This window comes from Nocardiopsis codii (assembly GCF_036327455.1).
GTDB classification, from domain to species: Bacteria; Actinomycetota; Actinomycetes; order Streptosporangiales; family Streptosporangiaceae; genus Nocardiopsis; species Nocardiopsis codii.
Genome location: NZ_JAUZMY010000052.1, coordinates 1 through 18,508, shown reverse-complemented (window position 1 = coordinate 18,508; position 18,508 = coordinate 1). Strand labels below are relative to the sequence as shown.

General features: G+C 72.5%; 16 protein-coding genes and 1 pseudogene. 13 read left to right on the top strand and 4 right to left on the bottom strand.

Annotation, left to right across the window (positions count from 1 at the left end):
- Positions 1-36: 36 nt before the first annotated feature.
- From Q8791_RS30255 to Q8791_RS30240, 4 genes are read left to right on the top strand one after another with little or no spacing between them, the layout of a single operon-like run.
- Positions 37-1,152 (top strand): ABC transporter ATP-binding protein, encoded by a 1,116-nt coding sequence (locus Q8791_RS30255; protein ID WP_330095265.1) that lies wholly within the window; start codon positions 37-39, stop codon positions 1,150-1,152.
- Positions 1,152-1,955, top strand: a complete 804-nt coding sequence (locus Q8791_RS30250; protein ID WP_330095277.1) for an ABC transporter permease — start codon at positions 1,152-1,154, stop codon at positions 1,953-1,955. The genes Q8791_RS30255 and Q8791_RS30250 overlap by 1 nt, the downstream gene beginning before the upstream one ends.
- A gap of 2 nt (positions 1,956-1,957) precedes the next feature.
- On the top strand, positions 1,958-2,638 hold the full coding sequence (locus tag Q8791_RS30245; RefSeq protein ID WP_330095264.1) for an ABC transporter permease: 681 nt from the start codon (positions 1,958-1,960) through the stop codon (positions 2,636-2,638).
- Positions 2,639-2,692: 54 nt separating this feature from the next.
- Positions 2,693-3,601 carry an ABC transporter substrate-binding protein gene (locus Q8791_RS30240; protein ID WP_330095263.1) on the top strand — a complete coding sequence of 303 codons (909 nt, stop codon included), beginning with the start codon at positions 2,693-2,695 and terminating at the stop codon, positions 3,599-3,601.
- Positions 3,602-3,911: 310 nt separating this feature from the next.
- Here the strand turns inward: Q8791_RS30240 and Q8791_RS30235 are convergent, their stop codons facing one another.
- Positions 3,912-4,913, bottom strand: coding sequence for a LacI family DNA-binding transcriptional regulator (locus Q8791_RS30235; protein ID WP_330095262.1), 1,002 nt, complete (start codon positions 4,911-4,913; stop codon positions 3,912-3,914).
- A gap of 151 nt (positions 4,914-5,064) precedes the next feature.
- Here Q8791_RS30235 and Q8791_RS30230 point away from each other — a divergent pair, with 151 nt between their 5' ends.
- The 5 genes from Q8791_RS30230 (at position 5,065) to Q8791_RS30210 (ending at position 10,847) form a co-directional block, all read left to right on the top strand.
- Positions 5,065-5,625: a TRAP transporter small permease gene (locus Q8791_RS30230; RefSeq protein WP_330095261.1), complete on the top strand. Its 561-nt coding sequence runs from the start codon at positions 5,065-5,067 to the stop codon at positions 5,623-5,625.
- On the top strand, positions 5,622-6,896 hold the full coding sequence (locus tag Q8791_RS30225; RefSeq protein WP_330095260.1) for a TRAP transporter large permease: 1,275 nt from the start codon (positions 5,622-5,624) through the stop codon (positions 6,894-6,896). Before Q8791_RS30230 ends, Q8791_RS30225 begins: the two co-directional genes overlap by 4 nt.
- A gap of 134 nt (positions 6,897-7,030) precedes the next feature.
- Positions 7,031-8,026 carry a DctP family TRAP transporter solute-binding subunit gene (locus Q8791_RS30220; protein WP_330095259.1) on the top strand — a complete coding sequence of 332 codons (996 nt, stop codon included), beginning with the start codon at positions 7,031-7,033 and terminating at the stop codon, positions 8,024-8,026.
- A gap of 44 nt (positions 8,027-8,070) precedes the next feature.
- Positions 8,071-9,960 (top strand): bifunctional sugar phosphate isomerase/epimerase/4-hydroxyphenylpyruvate dioxygenase family protein, encoded by a 1,890-nt coding sequence (locus Q8791_RS30215; RefSeq protein WP_330095258.1) that lies wholly within the window; start codon positions 8,071-8,073, stop codon positions 9,958-9,960.
- Complete coding sequence (locus Q8791_RS30210; RefSeq protein WP_330095257.1) at positions 9,957-10,847, top strand: shikimate dehydrogenase; 891 nt, start codon at positions 9,957-9,959, stop codon at positions 10,845-10,847. The genes Q8791_RS30215 and Q8791_RS30210 overlap by 4 nt, the downstream gene beginning before the upstream one ends.
- Positions 10,848-10,897: 50 nt before the next feature.
- Here Q8791_RS30210 and Q8791_RS30205 read toward each other — a convergent pair whose 3' ends face one another.
- Together Q8791_RS30205 and sppA are read right to left on the bottom strand one after the other, a co-directional pair.
- Positions 10,898-11,356, bottom strand: coding sequence for a flavin reductase family protein (locus Q8791_RS30205; protein WP_330095276.1), 459 nt, complete (start codon positions 11,354-11,356; stop codon positions 10,898-10,900).
- A gap of 20 nt (positions 11,357-11,376) precedes the next feature.
- The gene (sppA, locus tag Q8791_RS30200; protein WP_330095256.1) at positions 11,377-13,113 is read right to left on the bottom strand and encodes a signal peptide peptidase SppA; all 1,737 of its coding nucleotides are present in this window, start codon (positions 13,111-13,113) and stop codon (positions 11,377-11,379) included.
- Between the two features lie 161 nt (positions 13,114-13,274).
- Here sppA and Q8791_RS30195 point away from each other — a divergent pair, with 161 nt between their 5' ends.
- The 4 genes from Q8791_RS30195 (at position 13,275) to Q8791_RS30180 (ending at position 18,387) form a co-directional block, all read left to right on the top strand.
- Positions 13,275-13,958, top strand: coding sequence for a hypothetical protein (locus Q8791_RS30195; RefSeq protein WP_330095255.1), 684 nt, complete (start codon positions 13,275-13,277; stop codon positions 13,956-13,958).
- A 171-nt stretch (positions 13,959-14,129) separates the two neighbouring features.
- The gene (locus tag Q8791_RS30190) at positions 14,130-15,485 is read left to right on the top strand and encodes a M16 family metallopeptidase (RefSeq protein ID WP_330095254.1); all 1,356 of its coding nucleotides are present in this window, start codon (positions 14,130-14,132) and stop codon (positions 15,483-15,485) included.
- Positions 15,486-15,540: 55 nt separating this feature from the next.
- The gene (locus Q8791_RS30185; protein WP_330095253.1) at positions 15,541-16,887 is read left to right on the top strand and encodes a M16 family metallopeptidase; all 1,347 of its coding nucleotides are present in this window, start codon (positions 15,541-15,543) and stop codon (positions 16,885-16,887) included.
- Between the two features lie 336 nt (positions 16,888-17,223).
- The gene (locus Q8791_RS30180; protein ID WP_330095252.1) at positions 17,224-18,387 is read left to right on the top strand and encodes a serine/threonine-protein kinase; all 1,164 of its coding nucleotides are present in this window, start codon (positions 17,224-17,226) and stop codon (positions 18,385-18,387) included.
- Here Q8791_RS30180 and Q8791_RS30175 read toward each other — a convergent pair.
- Positions 18,384-18,508, bottom strand: a pseudogene (locus Q8791_RS30175) (IS481 family transposase); the annotation flags it as partial. The gene Q8791_RS30180 and the pseudogene Q8791_RS30175 overlap by 4 nt on opposite strands.

The following is an 18,508-nucleotide window of genomic DNA, read 5'->3' as shown; positions in this document are numbered from 1 at the left end:
CGCCGCCCCGGTCCCCGAACGGAGACAGCCCGGCCGATGATCACATTCGAGGGCGCTGCCAAGCTCTACCCCGACGGCACGGTCGCCGTCGACGACCTGGACCTCACCGTCGAGACCGGCCAGACCACGGTCTTCGTCGGTCCCTCCGGCAGCGGAAAGACCACGTCGCTGCGGATGATCAACCGGATGGTCGAACCCACCGGGGGCTCCGTCCTCATCGACGGCGAGGACATCCGCGGACGCGACCCCGCCGAACTGCGCAGATCCATCGGCTACGTCATCCAGCAGGCCGGGCTCTTCCCGCACCGCACCGTCCGCGACAACATCGCGACCGTGCCGCTGCTGCTCGGCTGGAACAGGGCCAGGGCCAAGGCCCGAGCCGACGAGCTCATGGAACTGGTCGGGCTCGAACCCTCCCAGGCCGCGCGCTACCCCCACCAGCTCTCGGGCGGGCAGCAGCAGCGCGTCGGCGTGGCCCGGGCCCTGGCCGCGGACCCGCCCATCCTGCTCATGGACGAACCCTTCAGCGCCGTCGACCCCGTCGTGCGCGCCAGCCTCCAGGAGGAACTGCTCCGCCTCCAGGACGACCTGCACAAGACGATCGTGTTCGTCACCCACGACATCGACGAGGCGGTCCGCCTCGGGGACCGCATCGCCGTCTTCCGGCCGGGCGGCAGGCTCGCCCAGTACGACACCCCCGAGAACCTCCTGGCCTCGCCGCGCGACGCGTTCGTGGAGTCCTTCGTCGGCTACGACCGCGGCGTCCGGAGGCTGTCGTTCTTCCCGGCCCGCGACCTGTCGCTGCGCGAGGACGTGGTGTTCGGCGACGGCACCGCCGCGTCCGACGTGGCCGCCGCCGCCCGGGACAAGGGCGAACCGTGGGTGCTGGTGGTCGACGGCGACCGCATGCCGCTGGGATGGGCCGGGGCCGATCAGCTCACCCGCGCCCCCGGCGGGGCCGCGGTCGGCTCGCTCGACCTCGCGCCCTACGGGCACACCTTCGACGTCGGCACGGACTCCCTGCGCGCGGCCCTCGACGCCGCCGTCCTCTCCCCGGCCGGGCGCGCCGTCGGCGTGGACGCGGGCGGGCGCGTGGTCGGCGTGGTCACCCAGGGAGACCTGGGAGCCGCGCTCTGGTCGGTGGCCGAGTGATCGGCGCGGCCTGGGACTGGACGACCGGGGTCCTCGACTGGGGCGTGTCGAACTGGAGCTACCCGGGCGAACCCGACCGGGGCATCCTGCCCCGGCTGACCGAGCACATGCGTCTGGCCTACCTGTCCATCCTCATCGGGCTCGCGCTGGCCGTGCCGCTCGGGCTCGCGTGCGTGCGCTGGAAGCCCCTGTACCCGCCGGTGCTCACCGGCGTCAACGTGCTCTACGCGGTGCCGTCCATCGCCCTGTTCTTCCTGATGCTGCCCTACACCGGGTTCAGCGACTGGACGGCCGTCGTGCCGCTCGCCCTGTACACCCTGGTGATCCTGCTGCCCAACGTGGTGGACGGACTGCGCCAGGTGCCCGACCACGTGCGCCAGGCCGCCGTCGCGATGGGCTTCGGCCCGCTGCGCCGCCTGGTCTTCGTGGAGATGCCGGTGGCCGTTCCGGTGATCATCGCCGGTCTCCGGGTGGCGTCGGTCGCCACCATCAGCATGGTCAGCGTCGCGTCCCTGGTGGGTCTGGGCGGGCTGGGGCAGCTGATCCTCAGCGAGGGGTTCCGCCGCCAGTTCGACGCGCCCATCGTGGTCGGCGTCCTGCTCACGGTCCTCCTGGCCTTCGTCACCGACGCTCTGCTGGTGCTCGCCCAGCGCCGGCTCACCCCCTGGGCCCGCGGGGACGACGCCGGGGGCGGCTCCGGCCGCGACCGCAGGGCCGCCGCGCGCGCGTCCGCGAAGGCCGCAGCCGCGCGGGCCGGGGCGGGGACCCCGGACGCGGACCGCACCACGCCGGCGGAGAGGTAGCCATGGACATCCTGAACGAACTGGTCGCGTGGTTCGCCGACCCGGTGCAGTGGACCGGCAGCGCGGGCATCCCCGCCCGCATGGCGGAGCACGTCTACTACTGCCTGCTCGGCCTGCTGATCTCCGCCGTCATCGCCGTCCCGCTCGGGCTGCTGACCGGGCACACCGGCGTGGGCGGGTTCCTCACCGCGAGCCTCGCCAACTTCGCCCGCGCCCTGCCCACCATCGGCGTCCTGTTCCTCATCGTGCTGGCCGCCGGGATCGGGCTCGTGCCCGTGGTCTGCGCCCTGGTCGCGCTGGCCGTCCCGCCGATCCTCGTCAACACCCACGAGGGCGTGCGCGGGGTCGAGCCGCGCCTCCGGGACGCGGCGTTCGGCATGGGGATGCGTGGCCGCGAGGTGCTGTTCGGACTCGAACTCCCCGTGGCCACCCCCCTCATCCTCATCGGCATGCGCACCGCGGCCGTCCAGGTGGTCGCCACCGCGACCATCGCCGCCTACGTGGGCGTGGGCGGACTCGGGCGGTACATCGTCGACGGCCAGGCCCGCCAGGACCTGACGATGATGCTGGGGGGATCCGTGCTGGTGGTGCTGCTCGCAGTGCTCACCACACTCCTGTTCGCCGGGTTGCGGCTGTTGCTCGTCGCTCCCGGACTGCGCGCCGCCGCCGCGTCGGCGCGCTAGGCGGTCTCGGGCGCCGCCTGCTGACGCAGTACTGAGAGAAGAGAAGGTTCGGACATGCACAAGAGGCTCGCCCTCATCGGGCTTCCACTCGCAGCGGCGCTCCTGACCGCCTGCGGCGGCAGCGACCCCTACGCGGAGGACGAAGAGGGGGGCGGCGGCGCCGAAGCGGGCTCCGTCGTCATCGGCTCCGCCGACTTCCCCGAGAGCACCCTGCTCGCCGAGATCTACGGCCGGGCCATGGAGGCCGAGGGGGTGGACGTCACCTACCAGCTCAGCATCGGCAGCCGTGAGGTGTACTACTCCCAGATCGAGTCCGGGAACCTGTCGGTGTTCCCGGAGTACAACGGCGCGACCCTGGCCTACCTCGACGACGAGGCGCCCAGCGGGAACAGCGAGGAGACCAACGCGCTCGTCGCCGAGGCGCTCCCGGAGGGTCTGGAGATCCTGGACTCCTCCAGCGCGGAGAACAAGGACTCGGTGACGGTCACCGCCGAGATCGCACGGGAACACGACCTGAGCACCCTCGCCGACCTGGCCGACGTCGCCGGTGAGCTGACCCTCGGGGGCCCGCCGGAGTTCGAGACCCGCCAGCAGGGCGTGGTGGGCCTGGCCGACGTCTACGGCGTCGAGTTCGGCGAGTACCGCTCCCTGGAGGTGGCGCTGCTGACCCAGGCGCTCATGGACGGCGACATCCAGGCCGCCAACCTGTTCACCACCGACCCGCAGATCGCGGTGGAGGGCCTCGTGGTCCTGGAGGACCCGGAGAACCTCTTCGGCGCCCAGAACATCACCCCGCTGATCAACGGCGAACAGGTGGACGAGACCGCCAGAGGCGCCCTCAATGCCGTCTCGGCGGCGCTCACCACGGAGGCCCTGACCTCGCTCAACGAGCGCGTCGTCGTGCAGAACGAGAACGCCGCCGACGTCGCCCAGGAGTGGCTGGAGCAGGAGGGGCTCGCGTAGTCCGCGGAGGGGGTCGGTGACCCCCGGCGGACATGACGGCGGAGGGCGTCGGGACCGGTGCGCACACCGGCCCCGGCGCCCTTCCGCTGCCGCCGACACGTGTTTCCCGGAAAGCCGGGAACCGACCGCCTGCCGCTGGTAGGTTCCCGGGGCGGTAGCTGTACTCCCCGCGCACCACCGTCCAGGCGTGGGTCCCCCGATGGAGCGGCCCCCGCGCACGCGGGGATGGTCCGGTCGTACGAGACGTCGGCGCGGCGTACCGGATGTGCTCCCCGCGCACGCGGGGATGGGGGCGCGGCGTTGTCCGTGATCAGTCCGGGGCGGGTCCGGTCGAGTCCCTGACCACCAGGTGCGCGGGCAGGACCACCTGCCGGGGGGACTCCCCGGCGGTCGCCCGCGAGACCCGGTTCAACAGCAGCTCCACACCCGCGCGACCGGCCTCCTCGTGGGGGCCGGCGAGCGTGGTCAGCGCCGGGACGCAGAAGTCCGCGCCGAAGATGTCGTCGTAGCCCACGACGCTGCGGTCCTGCGGCACGCGCAGTCCGCGCTCGGCGAGGCGGCGCAGCATGCCGATCGCGAGCAGGTCGTTGTGGGCGACGAACGCCGTCGCCCCCGACACCAGCGCCGCGTCCGCGGCCGCTGCCCCGCCCGCCACACGCGGCGAGAAGGGGCCCAGCCGGGTCGCCGCCATGCCGCACCGCCCGGCCGCGGAGCTCAGCCCCTTCCAGCGCTCCTTCGCCTGCCACGACTGCTCGGGTCCGCTGAGGTACACCACGGACCGGTGTCCGAGCGAGGCCAGGTGGTCGATGATCTGCCGGCTTCCGCCACCGTTGTCGACGATCGCGCTCGGGAGCCCCCCGACCTGCCGGTTGACCAGCGCCAGGTTGTGCTCCCGGGCCAGCTCGACCGTGGTCGCGTCGCTCATCCGGCTGGACGCGAGGACGAAGCCGTCCACCGAGCGGTCCAGGCGCAGGATCTGCTCGCGCTCGTTGTCCGCGGACTCCTCGGTGTAGCTCAGGATGAAGGTGATCCCCGACGCGCTCGCCCGCCCCTCCGCGCCCCGTATCGTGCCGAAGAAGTGCGGATTGGCGATGTCGGGGACCAGGAGCGCGATCGTGGCCGTGCGGCCCGACTGGAGCGCGCTGGCCAGCGGGTTGGGGCGGTAGCCCAGGCGCTCGGCGACGTTCAGGACGTGCTCCCGGGTGACGGAGTTGACCCGCCGCGGGTCGCTGAACGCGCGGGACACCGTGGACGCGGCCACGCCGGCCTCGCGGGCGACGTCGTAGACCGTACTTCTCCTGACCGGGCTCATGGGGCTCTTTCTACGCCGCGTGGCAACTTTTGGCAATCGCTTGCCATTCGCGACAAACGAAACCTAGAGTTCACAACCACGACATACGGCCGATCGGGGCACGTCTCTGAGCAGCGCGTATGTACCCCCCGTTTGTTGAGTGGAGCCCGGGATGAACAATCCCCCCAGTACGTCCGGAGACGGGCCCTCAGGCTCGCGCCCGGCAGTCGTCCGATGGCTGGAGACCGCGGAACTCGTCGTCGGCGCGCTGCTCCTGACCATGATCTTCGCGCTGATGCTCGTCCAGGCCGGTCAGCGCTACGTCCCCGGTGAGAGCTGGGTCTGGGTGGGGGAGCTCGCCCGGTTCGGCCTGGTCTGGCTGGCCTTCTCCCTCGTCGGCCACCTCGTGGGCCGCGACGAGCACATCACCCTCAAGCTCATCGACTTCGTCGCCCGGGGACGGGCGCTGCGCGCCGTGTGGATCTTCGCGAACCTCGTCGTCGCCGCGACGTGCGCGCTGCTCGTCGCGGCCGCCGCCGACCTCGTGTTCGCCGGAGGGCCGCAGACCACGCCGGTGATGGGCATCCCGTTGTCCTGGACCTACGTGATCCCGATGGTCGGGCTCGGTCTGGCCGTGCTGCGCGCCCTGGCCAACGCGGTCCTCCTCCCGGGGCCGCCCGCCCCCGACACCCTTCCCCCCGCACAGACCGACCACGAGGAGCCCACCCGATGAGCGCAGGCCTCGTCATCCTCGGAATCGTCGTCCTCCTGGCCCTGCGCGTGCCGATCGCCTTCGCCATCCTCGGACCGGCCCTCGCCTACACCCTCCTGACCGACCAGTCCACCGGCCTGAGCCTGCGTACCGCCACACAGGAGATCAACAGCTTCCCCCTGCTGGCCATCCCGCTGTTCATCCTGGTCGGCGTCGCCGCCAACCACACCGGTATCGCGGACCGCATCTTCGGCTTCGCCCAGGTGCTGCTGGGGCGCCTCCGGGGCAGCCTGGGCTACGTCAACATCGGCGTCAGCGTCGGATTCTCGTGGGTGAGCGGAACCGCGCTCGCCGACGTCGCGGGCATGGGCAAGATGATCGTCCCCGCCATGACCGACCGCGGTTACCCCAGGCGCTTCTCCCTCGGGCTGACCGCCGCCTCCAGCCTGATCAGCCCGATCATGCCGCCCAGCATCCCGGCGATCGTGTACGCCTCCGTCGCCGCGGTCTCCACCGCGGCCCTGTTCGCCGCGGCCGTGGTCCCGGCGTTCCTCGTGGCCGCGGGGCTCTCGCTCGCCGTCTACCTGTGGGCCCGCAAACAGCCGCACCTGACCGGCGAGCGGGCCACGGCCGCGGAGGTCCGCACCGCCGTCCTGCGCGTCCTCGGCCCGCTGGGCGCGCCCCTCATCCTGCTCGGCGGCATCCTGAGCGGCCTCTTCACCCCCACCGAGGCCGCCGCGGTCGGCGCTGCCTACGTGCTGCTGCTCGGGTTCCTCTACCGGGAGCTGACCCTGCGCACGCTGTGGCGCGTCCTCGTGGAGACCGCGACGACCGCCGCGTCGATCGCGATCATCCTGGCGGCGTCCGGCCTGCTCGGCTGGATCCTGGCGCGCGAACGCGTCCCGCAGGACATCGCGTCGTTCCTGCTGGGGCTCACCGACAGCCCGGTCGTGTTCCTGCTGCTGGTGAACCTGGTCCTCATCCTCCTCGGCACGGTCCTGGAACCCATCGCCGCCCTGATGATCACCGTGCCCGTCCTGCTGCCCATCGCCGTGCAGTTCGGGGTGGACCCCGTCCACTTCGGGATCATCGTCATGGTCAACCTCATGATCGGACTGCTCACTCCGCCGATCGGAGGCGTGCTCTTCGTGCTCGGCTCGGCCACCCGGAGCCCCATGCACGAGGTGTTCCGCGGCACGGCGCCGTTCCTCGTGCCGCTGCTGCTGGTCCTGGCCCTGCTCACCTTCGTGCCGGACCTCGTGCTCTTCCTGCCCAGATACCTCGGCCTCTGAGCCGTGCCGGCCGGGCCCGGGACACCCGCTCCGCGGCCCCGCACCCCGACCGGCACGGCGACCCGCCCGGGGGACGGACCCCGGGCCCGACCGCACCGCCGCCGCCCGGCGGCACTACCCCCCAGGAGCACCGCATGCGCAACCACCACCGCTGGACGGCGCTGGTCCCGATCGCCGCCCTCACCCTCGCGGGCTGCGGCGCCGACGAGGGCGCCGACGGCGACATCACCCTCTCCTTCGCCAACAGCTACACCACGGACCACCCGCACACCCGGTGCGGACTCGACCTGGTCGCAGAACGGGTCGCGGACGCCGACGTCGGCGTGACGGTCGAGACCTTCCCCAACAGCCAGCTCGGGAACAACACCGAGACCTTCACCTCCGTGATGTCGGGCGACATCGACATGGACGTCCAGGGGTCCGCCGCGCTCGGTTCGGCGTACGAGCCGATCGGGGTCCTCGACGCGGCCTACGCCTTCGACGACGTCGACCAGATGTTCGCCTACTTCGACTCCGAGGAGTCCGAGCAGCTCAAGGAGGACTTCGAGGCCGCGACCGGGGTCAGGATCCTGGACGCCTGGTACTTCGGCGACCGGCACTTCACCGCGAACCAGCCCATCCGCACCCCCGGCGACCTCCAGGGCCTGCGCATGCGGTTCCCCGACTCCCCGATCTACCTGGCCAACGCCGAGGCGATGGGCGCCACACCCACCACGGTCGCCTTCGAGGAGGTGTACCTGGCCCTGCAGCAGGGCACCGCCGACGGTCAGGAGAACCCCGTTCCGACGATCTCCGCCGACAGCTTCGACGAGGTCCAGAGCCACATCAGCCTCACCAGCCACCAGATCGGATCGCAGCTCATCGTCGTCTCCGGCCAGAGCTGGGAGGGCATGGACGAGGGGCAGCAGACCGCGCTCCAGGAGGCCGTCAGCGAGGTCAGGGAGGAGAACCGCGCCTGCATCGAGGAGTCGGAGGCCGAGATCCTCGACCAGTGGGCGGCCGACGGGGCCATGGAGGTCGTGGACGACGTCGACGTGGACGCGTTCCGCACCAGGTCCAGGGACTACTTCGCGGACCACCTCGACGCCGATCAGCGTGCCCTGTACGAGTCGCTGCACTCCGGATCGTAGACGGACGAGGCACGGGCGAGAACACGGAAGCAGGGGAGACGGACATGAGGCGATCCATCGCCACGGTGTCGCTGAGCGGCACCCTGGAGGAGAAGCTCCGGGCTGCCGCCGGGGCCGGGTTCGACGGCGTCGAGATCTTCGAGAACGACCTCATCGCGTCGTCGCTGAGGCCGCGGGGGGTGCGGGCGCTCGCCGAGTCGCTCGGACTGGGCATCGACCTCTACCAGCCGATGCGTGACATCGAGGGGGTGGACGACGACCGGTTCCGGCACAACCTGCGGCGGGCCCGAGACAAGTTCGCCCTCATGGTCGAACTCGGCGCGGACACCGTGCTCGTGTGCTCCAACGCCACGCCGTCGGCCCTGGACGACGACGCCCGGGCCGCGGCCCAGCTGCGCGTGCTCGCCGAGGAGGCGTCCGGGTACGGGGTGCGCGTGGCCTACGAGGCGCTGGCCTGGGGGACCCGCGTCAACGACTACGAGCACTCCTGGCGCCTCGTGCAGGAGGCCGACCACCCGTCCCTGGGCGTCTGCCTGGACAGCTTCCACATCCTGTCCCGGGACGGCGACCCCTCGGGGATCCGCGACATCCCCGGGGACAGGATCTTCTTCCTCCAGCTCGCGGACGCGCCGCGCATGGCCATGGACGTGTTGCAGTGGAGCCGCCACTACCGCTGCTTCCCGGGCCAGGGAGGGTTCGACCTGACCTCCTTCACCGGGCACGTCCTGGCCGCGGGCTACACGGGCCCGCTCTCCCTGGAGGTCTTCAACGACGTCTTCCGTGCCTCGGACGCGCGGAGAACGGCCGCGGACGCCCTCCGCTCCCTGTCGCTGCTGGAGGACGGGCTGAGCCGGTCCGCGGACGACGCGCCCGCCGTCGTCGGAGGGGAGGGCGTCCGCCGGTCCGTGCGGCTGCGCAGGCTGCCCGAACCGGTCCGCCCGTCCGGGTTCGCGTTCGTGGAGGTGGCGGCCGGCGCCGAGGCGGCGGAGCGCGTGCGCGTGCTCCTCGGCGCGCTCGGCTTCGCACACACCCGGGACCACCGCTCCAAGCCGGTGCAGCTGTGGCGCAACGGTGACGCGCGCGTCCTGCTCAACTCCAGCGACCCCCGGCTCGGACACACCTGGAGCGGCGACGCCTCCGTCACGGCCCTGGGCATCGCGGTCCCGGACCCGGCCAACGCGATGCGGCGGGCGGAGGACCTGCTGGCGCCGCCACTGCCGCGCCGCCGCGACCCGGCGGAGTCGGAGCTGAGCGCGGTCGCCGCGCCGGACGGCACAGCGGTCTTCTTCTGCGCCGAGGGCGCCGGGGGCGACGACCCCTGGCTGGAGGACTTCTCGGCCCCGCCCGTCGACGGCTGCGGGGAGGGAGGGGGCACAGGGCTGACCGGGATCGACCACGTCGGCCTCCTCCAGCCCTTCGACCACTTCGACGAGGCGTCGCTGTTCTACCGCGCACTGCTCGGCCTGCGCCCGGACACGAGCGTCGAGATGGCGGCACCCGACGGCCTCGTACGCAGCCGCGCCCTCACCGACCCGGCGTCCGCCCTGCGCGTGGCCCTGAACGTGTCCGTCCTGGGCGACGCGCACGCGGACACGGGGGGAGGGGCCCAACACGTCGCCCTGGGCTGCGACGACGTCTTCGCCGTCGCGCGCTCCCTGCGGGAGGCGGGAGTGGCGCCCCTGGCCATCCCGGACAACTACTACGACGACCTCGCCTGCCGGACCGACCTGCGCCCCGACACCCGGGAGCGCATGCGCGAGGGCGGCATCCTCCACGACCTGTCGGAGGAGGGCGAGTTCCTGCACTTCTACACGCCGACCGTGGACGGGCGGCTGTTCTTCGAGGTGGTGCAGCGCATCGGCGGCTACAACGGGTACGGGGCCGTCAACGGCACCGTGCGGATGGCCGCCCAGCGGGCGGAGCGCTCCCTGTGACCGGCACGGAGACCCGGCGCGGAGCGGCGGGCCGGTCCTTCCTCGCGGGGCTCATCGGCGCCGGGATCGGACAGTCGCTGACTCCCCCCATGCACGAGAGGGAGGCGGCACGACTGGGGCGCCGCCTCGTCTACCGGACGATCGACATCGCCCGGCTCGGGATGGAACCCCGCTCGGTCGGCTACCTGGTGGAGGCCGCCGCCCGGCTCGGCTTCGACGGGCTGAACATCACCCACCCGTGCAAGCGCCTCGTGCTGCCCGCCCTCGACGGGCTCTCCGCCGAGGCGGAGGCCCTGGGAGCGGTCAACACCGTCGTGTTCGGCGCGGACGGAGCGGTCGGGCACAACACCGACTGGTCCGGGTTCGCCCGGTCGCTCCGGCACGAGCTGCCGGACGCGCCCAAGGACCGGGTCGTGGTGCTCGGCGCGGGCGGCGCGGGCGCGGCGGTGGCCTACGCCCTTCTGGTGTCCGGGGTGCGGGAGCTGGTCGTCGTCGACGTGGACGCGTCGAGCGCCGAGGGCCTCGCCGCCCGGCTGACGGAACGCTTCCCGGGGGCGGACTGCCGTTCCGGAGCGCCGGACGGGCTCGGCCGCGCGCTCGCCGGGGCCGACGGCCTGGTGCACGCGACGCCGACGGGCATGGCGCACCATCCCGGGCTCCCGCTGGACCCCGCGCTGCTGCGCCCGTCGCTGTGGGTCGCCGACGTCGTCTACCGGCCCGTCCGCACCGAGCTGCTGCGCGAGGCCTCGGCGCGCGGCTGCCGCACCCTCAACGGCGGCGGCATGGCCGTCTTCCAGGCCAGCGACGCGTTCGGCCTCATCACCGGCCTGGAACCCGGGGCGGAGCACCTGCACGCCCACTTCCGCGAGCTCCTCGCCCGCGAGTGAGCGCGGCGTCGGGGCCGGAGGACCCCCTCCGGCCCCCCCCGCGACCGGGATCAGGCCAGGGCGTGGTAGCGGCCGGTGCGGCGCACCAGGGCGGGGCCCTCGCCCCGCACGCCGGACAGGCCCACCACGTCGGCGAGGAAAACCGTGTGGTCGCCGACCTCCAGCCGCTGCCGGACCGAGCACTCCAGTGCCGCCAGGGCGTCGTCCAGGACGATCGCGCGGGTCCGCTCGCCCCGGTGGTGCGGCTGGTCGGTCACCAGGTGCCGGGCGCTGGGGCGCCCCTCGGCGGAGAAGCGGCCCGCCACCACGCGCTGGCCGGCGCCCAGCACGTTGACGACGAACGCCCCCGTCTCCCCGATGACCTCGGCCATGTAGCCCTCGGAGTCCACGCTGACCGACACGATCGGCGGGTCGGCCGACACCGAGCCGAACGCGGTGACGGTAGCCCCCACGTCGTCCCGGCCGTCGGCGACGGTCACCACCGTGACCCCGGCGGGCAGCAGCGCCATCGCCTCCAGGTACGGGCCGGTCAACGGATCTCCCACGCGTCGGGCATCGTCAGCGGCCCGGCCGCGGGCAGCCCCATCGCCACGGCCGCGTGCTGGAGCGGGCCCCACGCGCCGAGCACCGTCTGCGGCTGCGAGGCCGCCACGTCCTCGCTCGACTCGTGCTGGCGGAGCCGGTCCAGCGGGTGCGCGCGCGGGAAGGGGCGCAGGGGCAGGGCGCCCGCGTCCGCCTTCTCCCTGGCCAGGCGCACGGCCGTCTCCAGACCGCCCAGCTCGTCCACCAGGCCCCGCTCCTTCGCGTCCCGGCCGGTCCACACCCGTCCCCGGGCCACCTCGTGGACCTGCTCGCGCGTCATCTTCCGCGCCTCGGCGACCTTGCCGGTGAAGTCGTCGTAGACCTCGTCCAGGAGGGCGTTCACACGCTCCCACTCGGACTCGGTGAACGGCTTGCGGGTGTCGAACATGCCCGCGTGGTCACCCGTGGCCACGGAGTCGCTGGTCACGCCGAACCGCTCCAGCAGCCCGCCCAGGACGGGCTTGCCGATGATCACGCCGATGGACCCGGTCAGGGTGCCCGGCTGGGCGACGACCGCGTCGGAGCCCAGGGTCACGTAGTACCCGCCCGACGCGGCGACGTCGCCCATCACCGACACGACGGGGATGCCCGCCCGGCTGGTCAGCTCGGACTCGCGGCGGATCGCGTCGGAGGCGGTCGGGGAGCCGCCCCGGCTGTCCACCCGGAACACGACCGCCTTGACGTGGGGGTCCCTCCGGGCCGCCCGGAACGCCGCCGTCACGGTGTCCGACCCCATGACGGTGCCGCCGCCCAGCGGCGACCGCCTGGTCCGCCCCAGGCTGATCCCGCCGGACGCGGAGATCAGCGCGATGTACCCGGACCCGCCCGCCACCTGGGGGCGGGGCACGGGGGTGTGCTTGCGGTGGTAGCGGGTGACGAACTGGAGTTCCGGCTCCGGGCCGTCCCCGGTCCCCCCGGCCGCCGCGCGGACCTCCCCGAGCAGCTCCGCGTACACCTCGTCCCGGTACGCAAGGCCGTCGACCAGCCCTGCCTCCAGGGCCTCCTTGGGCATGAACGGTCCCCGCGAGACCAGCTCGCGCACCTTCTCCTCGGGGAGCGAGCGCGCCGCGGAGACGGCCTCCACCAGCTGGTCTCCCAGCGACGAGACGATCCGGTCGGAGGCCTCCCGCTGGGCCTCCGTGAAACCGGTCTCGGAAACGCTGTTCAGCGCGTTCTTGTACTCGTGCCGCCTGCCGACCTCGTAGGACACGTCCAGCTTGTCCAGGGCGCCCTTGAGGAAGGTCACGCGCATCATCAGGCCGGTCAGACCGAGCACGCCCGTGGGCGCCATGACCACGCGCGAGAACGCGCAGGACAGGTAGTAGGGGAGGTTGCCCTCGCCCGTCTCCCCGAAGGAGTCGGCCCAGGCCACGGCGGTCTTGCCCGCGGCGCGGAAGTCGGCGACGGAGTCGCGCAGCTCCTGCACCTTGGCGAATCCCAGCGACCGGGCGTCCACGCGCACCAGGAGCGCGGCCACTCTCGGGTCGCGGGCGCCGCGGCGGATGCCCTCGACGATGTCCAGGTAGTGCTGTCGGCGCCGGTTCATGATCTGGCTGATCGGGTCGCCGGGGGCCTCGTCGGCGACCCCCTCCGTCAGGTCGAGCTCCAGCACCAGCGGCCCGTGCTGGCGCGGCCCGAACCGGGCGAGGGACAAGGGTTCCGTGATCTTCGCGAGGTCCACCATGGGCCCAGCGTAGTGGCCGGTGTCCAGCACCCCCCGCGTCCGGACCGGCCGCGCCGCCGGTGCTGCCGGAAACGTGGGGAGATCCACCGGTGCGCACCGTGTGCCGGGGAGCGCTATGGTCGACTGGGTTCTGACCACGGGACGCGGGAGAGGGACGACGCATGGCGGGCATCCACGGGCGACGGCATCGGGCGCGAGGCGTGCGCGCCGGAGCGGGAACGGCCGTCGCGGCCTCCGCACTCCTGCTACTGGGCGCCTGCTCCGGTGGCGCGGACGGCGCCGGAGCCGAGATCGAGCTGGAGCGCGGCGGGAGCGGCATGGTCCCGGCGGTCGAACCGCCCGGCCCCGAGGGCTTCGGCTCCGAGACGGTCGAGGGCATCACCATCGACGTCCCCGAGGGGTGGGGCGTCCAGAACCAGGGCGGCACACTGTGCGTGAGCCCTCCCGGCCAGGCCGACTGCGCCTACGGGTCGGTGCAGCTGACGCCGCACGCCGCGGAGAACCACCCGCAGGAGTGGCCGCTGAAGGGCGACGCCCACAGCAAGGAGGGCGGCTGGGCGGACGACACCGACCGCTGCCGCAGCCTCAACACCGCCGCCTCCGGCGACATCGGGATCAAGGACGCCGAGCTGCGGGTCTCCGACTTCACCGAACACGCCGACACCCTCAAGTCGCACCACTCCGTCTGGAACGTCACCTGCGCCAACGACGACACCTTCGAGGTGCGCATGTGGTTCCTCCCGACGAGCGACGTCCTCCTCTACGTCTGGTCCGCCGACTCCCAGCACTCCGCCGTCTACGACCAGATCGCCGCCTCCATGGACACCACCGAGTACCGGAGCTGACCCCCGTCGCGCCGGCACCGGATTCGGCCCCCGGATGCGCCGATCCAGTGTCCCCCGGGTCCCGTTAGGCCATAGGGTCGTACTCGTCACAGCAGAGGACGTCCGGGACGGCGCAGAGGCCTCCCGGAGGACGGCAGTTCAGGCGACAGCGCGAAGCGGGGTGCAGCACTGGTGACCACCATCGGAGCGGCGGGACGGGTTGGTCAGTACACGCTCGACAACGGATTGCGCGTGGTGACGGCGGCGGCCTCCACCGGCCAGGTCACGGCGGTCAACCTGTGGTACGGCGTGGGGTCGCGGCACGAGGTCCCGGGGCGCACGGGTTTCGCGCACCTCTTCGAACACCTCATGTTCCAGGGCAGCGGCAACGTGACCAAGGGCGAGCACTTCGAGGAGGTCGAGCGGCTGGGCGGCGACATCAACGCCTCCACGTCGAGCGACCGCACCAACTACTACGAGACGGTGCCCGAGCACGCACTGGACCGCGTGCTGTGGCTGGAGGCGGACCGCCTGGAGACGCTGCGCGACGGCATGACCCAGGAGGTCCTGGACAACCAGCGCGACGTCGTCAAGAACGAGCGCCGCCAGCGCTACGACAACCAGCCCTACGGCACCGCCCTGGAGCGCATCCTGCGCCTGGCGTACCCCGAGGGCCACCCGTACCACCACCCGACCATCGGATCGATGGCCGACCTCGACGCCGCCGACCTCGACTACGTCAAGTCGTTCCACAAGGCCCACTACGGCCCGGACAACTGCGTGCTCACCGTGGTCAGCGACCTCGACCCCGAGGACGTCCTGGCCCGCGTCGAGAAGTACTTCGGGTCGATCCCCGCCAGGGACTTCGTCCCCGAGGCGCCCGACGCCGCCCTCCGCGCGCCGCTGGGCGGGCCGGTCCGCGACGCCGTCACCGAGACGGTCCCCGCCGCCGGCGTGTTCATCGGGTACCGCGTCGCCCCCTACGGCGAGCGCGCGTTCGACGTCATGCACCTGGCCTCGGCCGTGCTCGGCCAGGGGCAGGGCAGCCGCCTGTACCGCGCCCTCGTCGTGGACCGCCCCATCGCCGCCGACGACGGCGGCGGCGCCGCCGACATCCTGCCCTTCCGCTACACCGACAGCCTCCTGCTGGTGAACATGCTCGCCCGCGAGGGCGTCAGCGGCGACGTGCTGGAGGAGGCCGTGCGCGAGGAGATCGCCAAGATGGCCTCCGGTGTGACGGAGGAGGAGCTGGAGCGCGCCCGCGCCGTCATGGAGCGCGACCACCTCCAGTCCATCTCCAGCCCCTCCGGGCTGGCCGACAGCATCAGCAGCTGCACCCAGCTGTTCGACGACCCGGAGCTCGCCTACACCTGGCCCCGGCGCTGGGACGACATCACCGCGGAGGAGGTGCGCGCCGCAGCCGAGCGCGTGCTGGTCGACGACAACCTGCTCGTCGTCCGCTTCGACCCCGAGGAGTCCTCGGCGGCCGAGACGCTCCAGGCGGAGGCCGAGGCCGACGCCGCGGCGCACGCCCCCGGCGCCTCCTAGGGCGCGTCGTCACCCCTGGCCCTGTTACCGCAAGCCGCAGAAAGAGTCGCAGAGCATGCCGCAGACCCGCCCGGACCTCGGTGCCGTAGCGTCCTACTCCTTCCCGAAGCCCCAACGAGTCACCGTCGGGGGCGGCACCGTCGTCGCCATCGACGTGCCCGGCCAGCAACTGGTCTCCCTCCGCCTCGTGCACCCCCACGGGGGCGCCGTCGAGCCGCTGGACGCCATGGGCGTCAGCGTGCTCACCAGCGAGGTGCTGGAGGACGGCCCCGACGGCAACAGCTCCCTGGCGCCCGCCCTGGAGCGCCACGGCGCGGAGTGGATGTCCCGCGTCAACTGGGACGGTTTCATCACCGGCCTGGACGCGCCCGCCAACCGCCTCAACGAGGCCGTCCACCTGTTCGCGGACGCCGTCCGCCGTCCCGCCCTGAACCCGGACGACATCGTCCGGCGCCGCGAGCAGCTGCTGGAGCGGTTCTGGCTGGAGGCCGCCACGGCCGGGACCCTCGCCATGCGCAGCCTCGGCGGCCAGCTGTTCACCGGCCGCTACGCCACCCCGCTCGGGGGAGGCCCGGTCCGGCTGGGCGACATCACCCCCGAGACCGTGGCGTCCTTCCACGCCGAGTCGGTCGCCTCCGTCGCCGGGACCCTGGTGGTCGTCGGCGACCTCAGCGGGATCGACCTGGAGGAGCTGGGCAAAACGGTGTTCGGCGACGCCGTCTCCGTCCCGGAGCGCCAGTCCGCCGTTCCGGCGCCGCCGCCCGGGGAGCTGCCCCGCGTCCTGATCGTCGACCGCCCCGGCTCCGTCCAGTCGGCGCTGGTCATCGCGCACCGCGCACCCTCCCGCTCGCAGATCGACCTGCCCCGGGCCGAGGGCGTCAGCGAGGTGCTGGGCGGCATGTTCACGTCCAGGCTCAACATGGAGCTGCGCGAGCGCCTCGGGTACACCTACGGCGCCGGCTCCCGGTTCGACCTGCGCCGCGACAGCGGGGTGTTCTTCATGTCCACCCAGGTGGAGGCGGACACCACCGCCCACTCCGTGACGTCGTCGCTGGAGCAGGTCGCCAAGCTCCGCGAATCGGGCGTCACCGAGGAGGAGCTCGCCGCGGTGCGCGAGTCCAACACGGTGGGCCTGCCCGTCAGCTACTCGACGGCGCGCTCCCTCGCCGGGGCCCTGGTCGACATGGTCGTCCACGACCTGCCCGACGACTACGTGGACCGCAACCGGGCCGGGTACGAGAGGCTGACCAAGGAGACCCTGGACTCGGCCGCCACCGAGTACCTGCACCCGGAGGAGGCGGTCGTGGTCGTCGTCGGGGACGCGGAGCGCCTCCGCGAGCCGCTCACCGACACCGGGGTCGGACCGGTCGAGGTCCGCGACCCGGAGTCCCTCTGGTCCTGATCCGGAGCGTGCGGGCGCCCGGCGCCCCCCCCCCCGCTCCGGGGCAGTGGAAAGAGCGGGTAAAGGAGAGGCAGGTCACGGCATGCTCAGGATTTCGTGGGACATAACGAAAGCGAACCTATGTGCCAGTGTTATGGCAACTACCAGCGTGGACTCGGCGTCCTGCTGGTATAACGAGTGATCCGTGCACCTGCATGGTGACAGCGACCGCAATGCTCCGCAGGAGGCCACCATGGCCGGTGAATGGACCCGTGGATAACCGTGTCCTCCCTAGACAATCCTCACACGCAGCGGCCCAGGGCGTCGCGCGCTTCCGCACGCCCGGAGGTAGCCGGTATGGGCGACTCCGGTCCTGAGGGACGCCTGCTCATGGGGCGCTACCAACTGATGTCGGAGATCGCCAGGGGCGGTGTCGGCACCGTGTGGCGCGCCGTCGACCTGGTCATCGACCGCGAGGTCGCGGTCAAGGAGCTGAGGCTCCCCGCCGACCTGAGCCGGTCCGAGCGGGAGTCCCTCCTCCAGCGCACCACCCGTGAGGCCCGCGTCGCCGGGCGCCTCACGCACCCCAGCCTGGTCACCGTCCTCGACGTCGTGGACGAGGACGACCGGCCGTGGATCGTCATGGAGCTGGTCGAGGCCTCCACCCTGGAGGAGATCATCCAGGTGGGCGGCCCGCTGCCCTACCAGCGGGTGGCCGAGATCGGGCTCCAGCTGATCGACGCCCTCAAGGTCGCCCACACCGAGGGCATCGTGCACCGCGACGTCAAGCCCGAGAACGTGATGATCAGCGAGGCCGGGCGGGTGGTACTGACCGACTTCGGGCTGGCCGCCTGGAACGGCGAGTCGGCGCTGAGCGCCTCGGGCCGCATCATCGGCTCGCCCGCCTACATCCCGCCGGAGCGCGCGAAGGCCGGACCGGTGGGGCCGGAGTCGGACCTGTGGTCCCTCGGCGCCACCCTCTACGCCGCGGTGGAGGGCCACCCGCCCTACGACCGCAAGGGCTACATCAAGATCCTGCGCCAGGAGCAGCTGGACGAGCCCGCGGAGGCCGCGAACGCCGGTCCGCTGGCCCCGGTGCTCGCCGGCCTGCTCAGGGTCGAGCCCAGCGAGCGGCTGACGGCGGAGAACGCCACCAAGATGCTGAGGATCGCGGCGCTGGCCCCGTGGGCGCCCGAGACGAACGCGCAGACCGCCGCCTCCGGGTCCCGTCCGGCCGAGCCGCGTCCCGGCGAGGGGGACGAGGACCAGGACCGCGAGTCGGCCCGCGAGCACTTCAAGGCCGGCGCGCACGTGCTGGCGGAGTCCATCAACGAGCGGCTGCGCAACAGCCCCGAGGCGATGAACTCGATCATGACGTCGATCCGCGAGTCCACGGACACGCTGGGCCTGACGAGTTCGGGCCGCCACGCGGAGAAGAGCATGCTGCCGGTGTTCGCCGGTGTCGCGCTGGGCGTGGTGCTCCTGCTGGCCGTCGTGCTCTGGGCCCTGCTCGGCCGCTAGGTGTATTGACCTGAGAGGTTGGTGACGCGGGAGGCGGGAGGGCCGCCTATGGCGGTGTGGAACCGGTGGTGATTGTAGTGGTGCAGCCATTCGGTGAACGCCTCCCGCTTTTCGGCCTCGG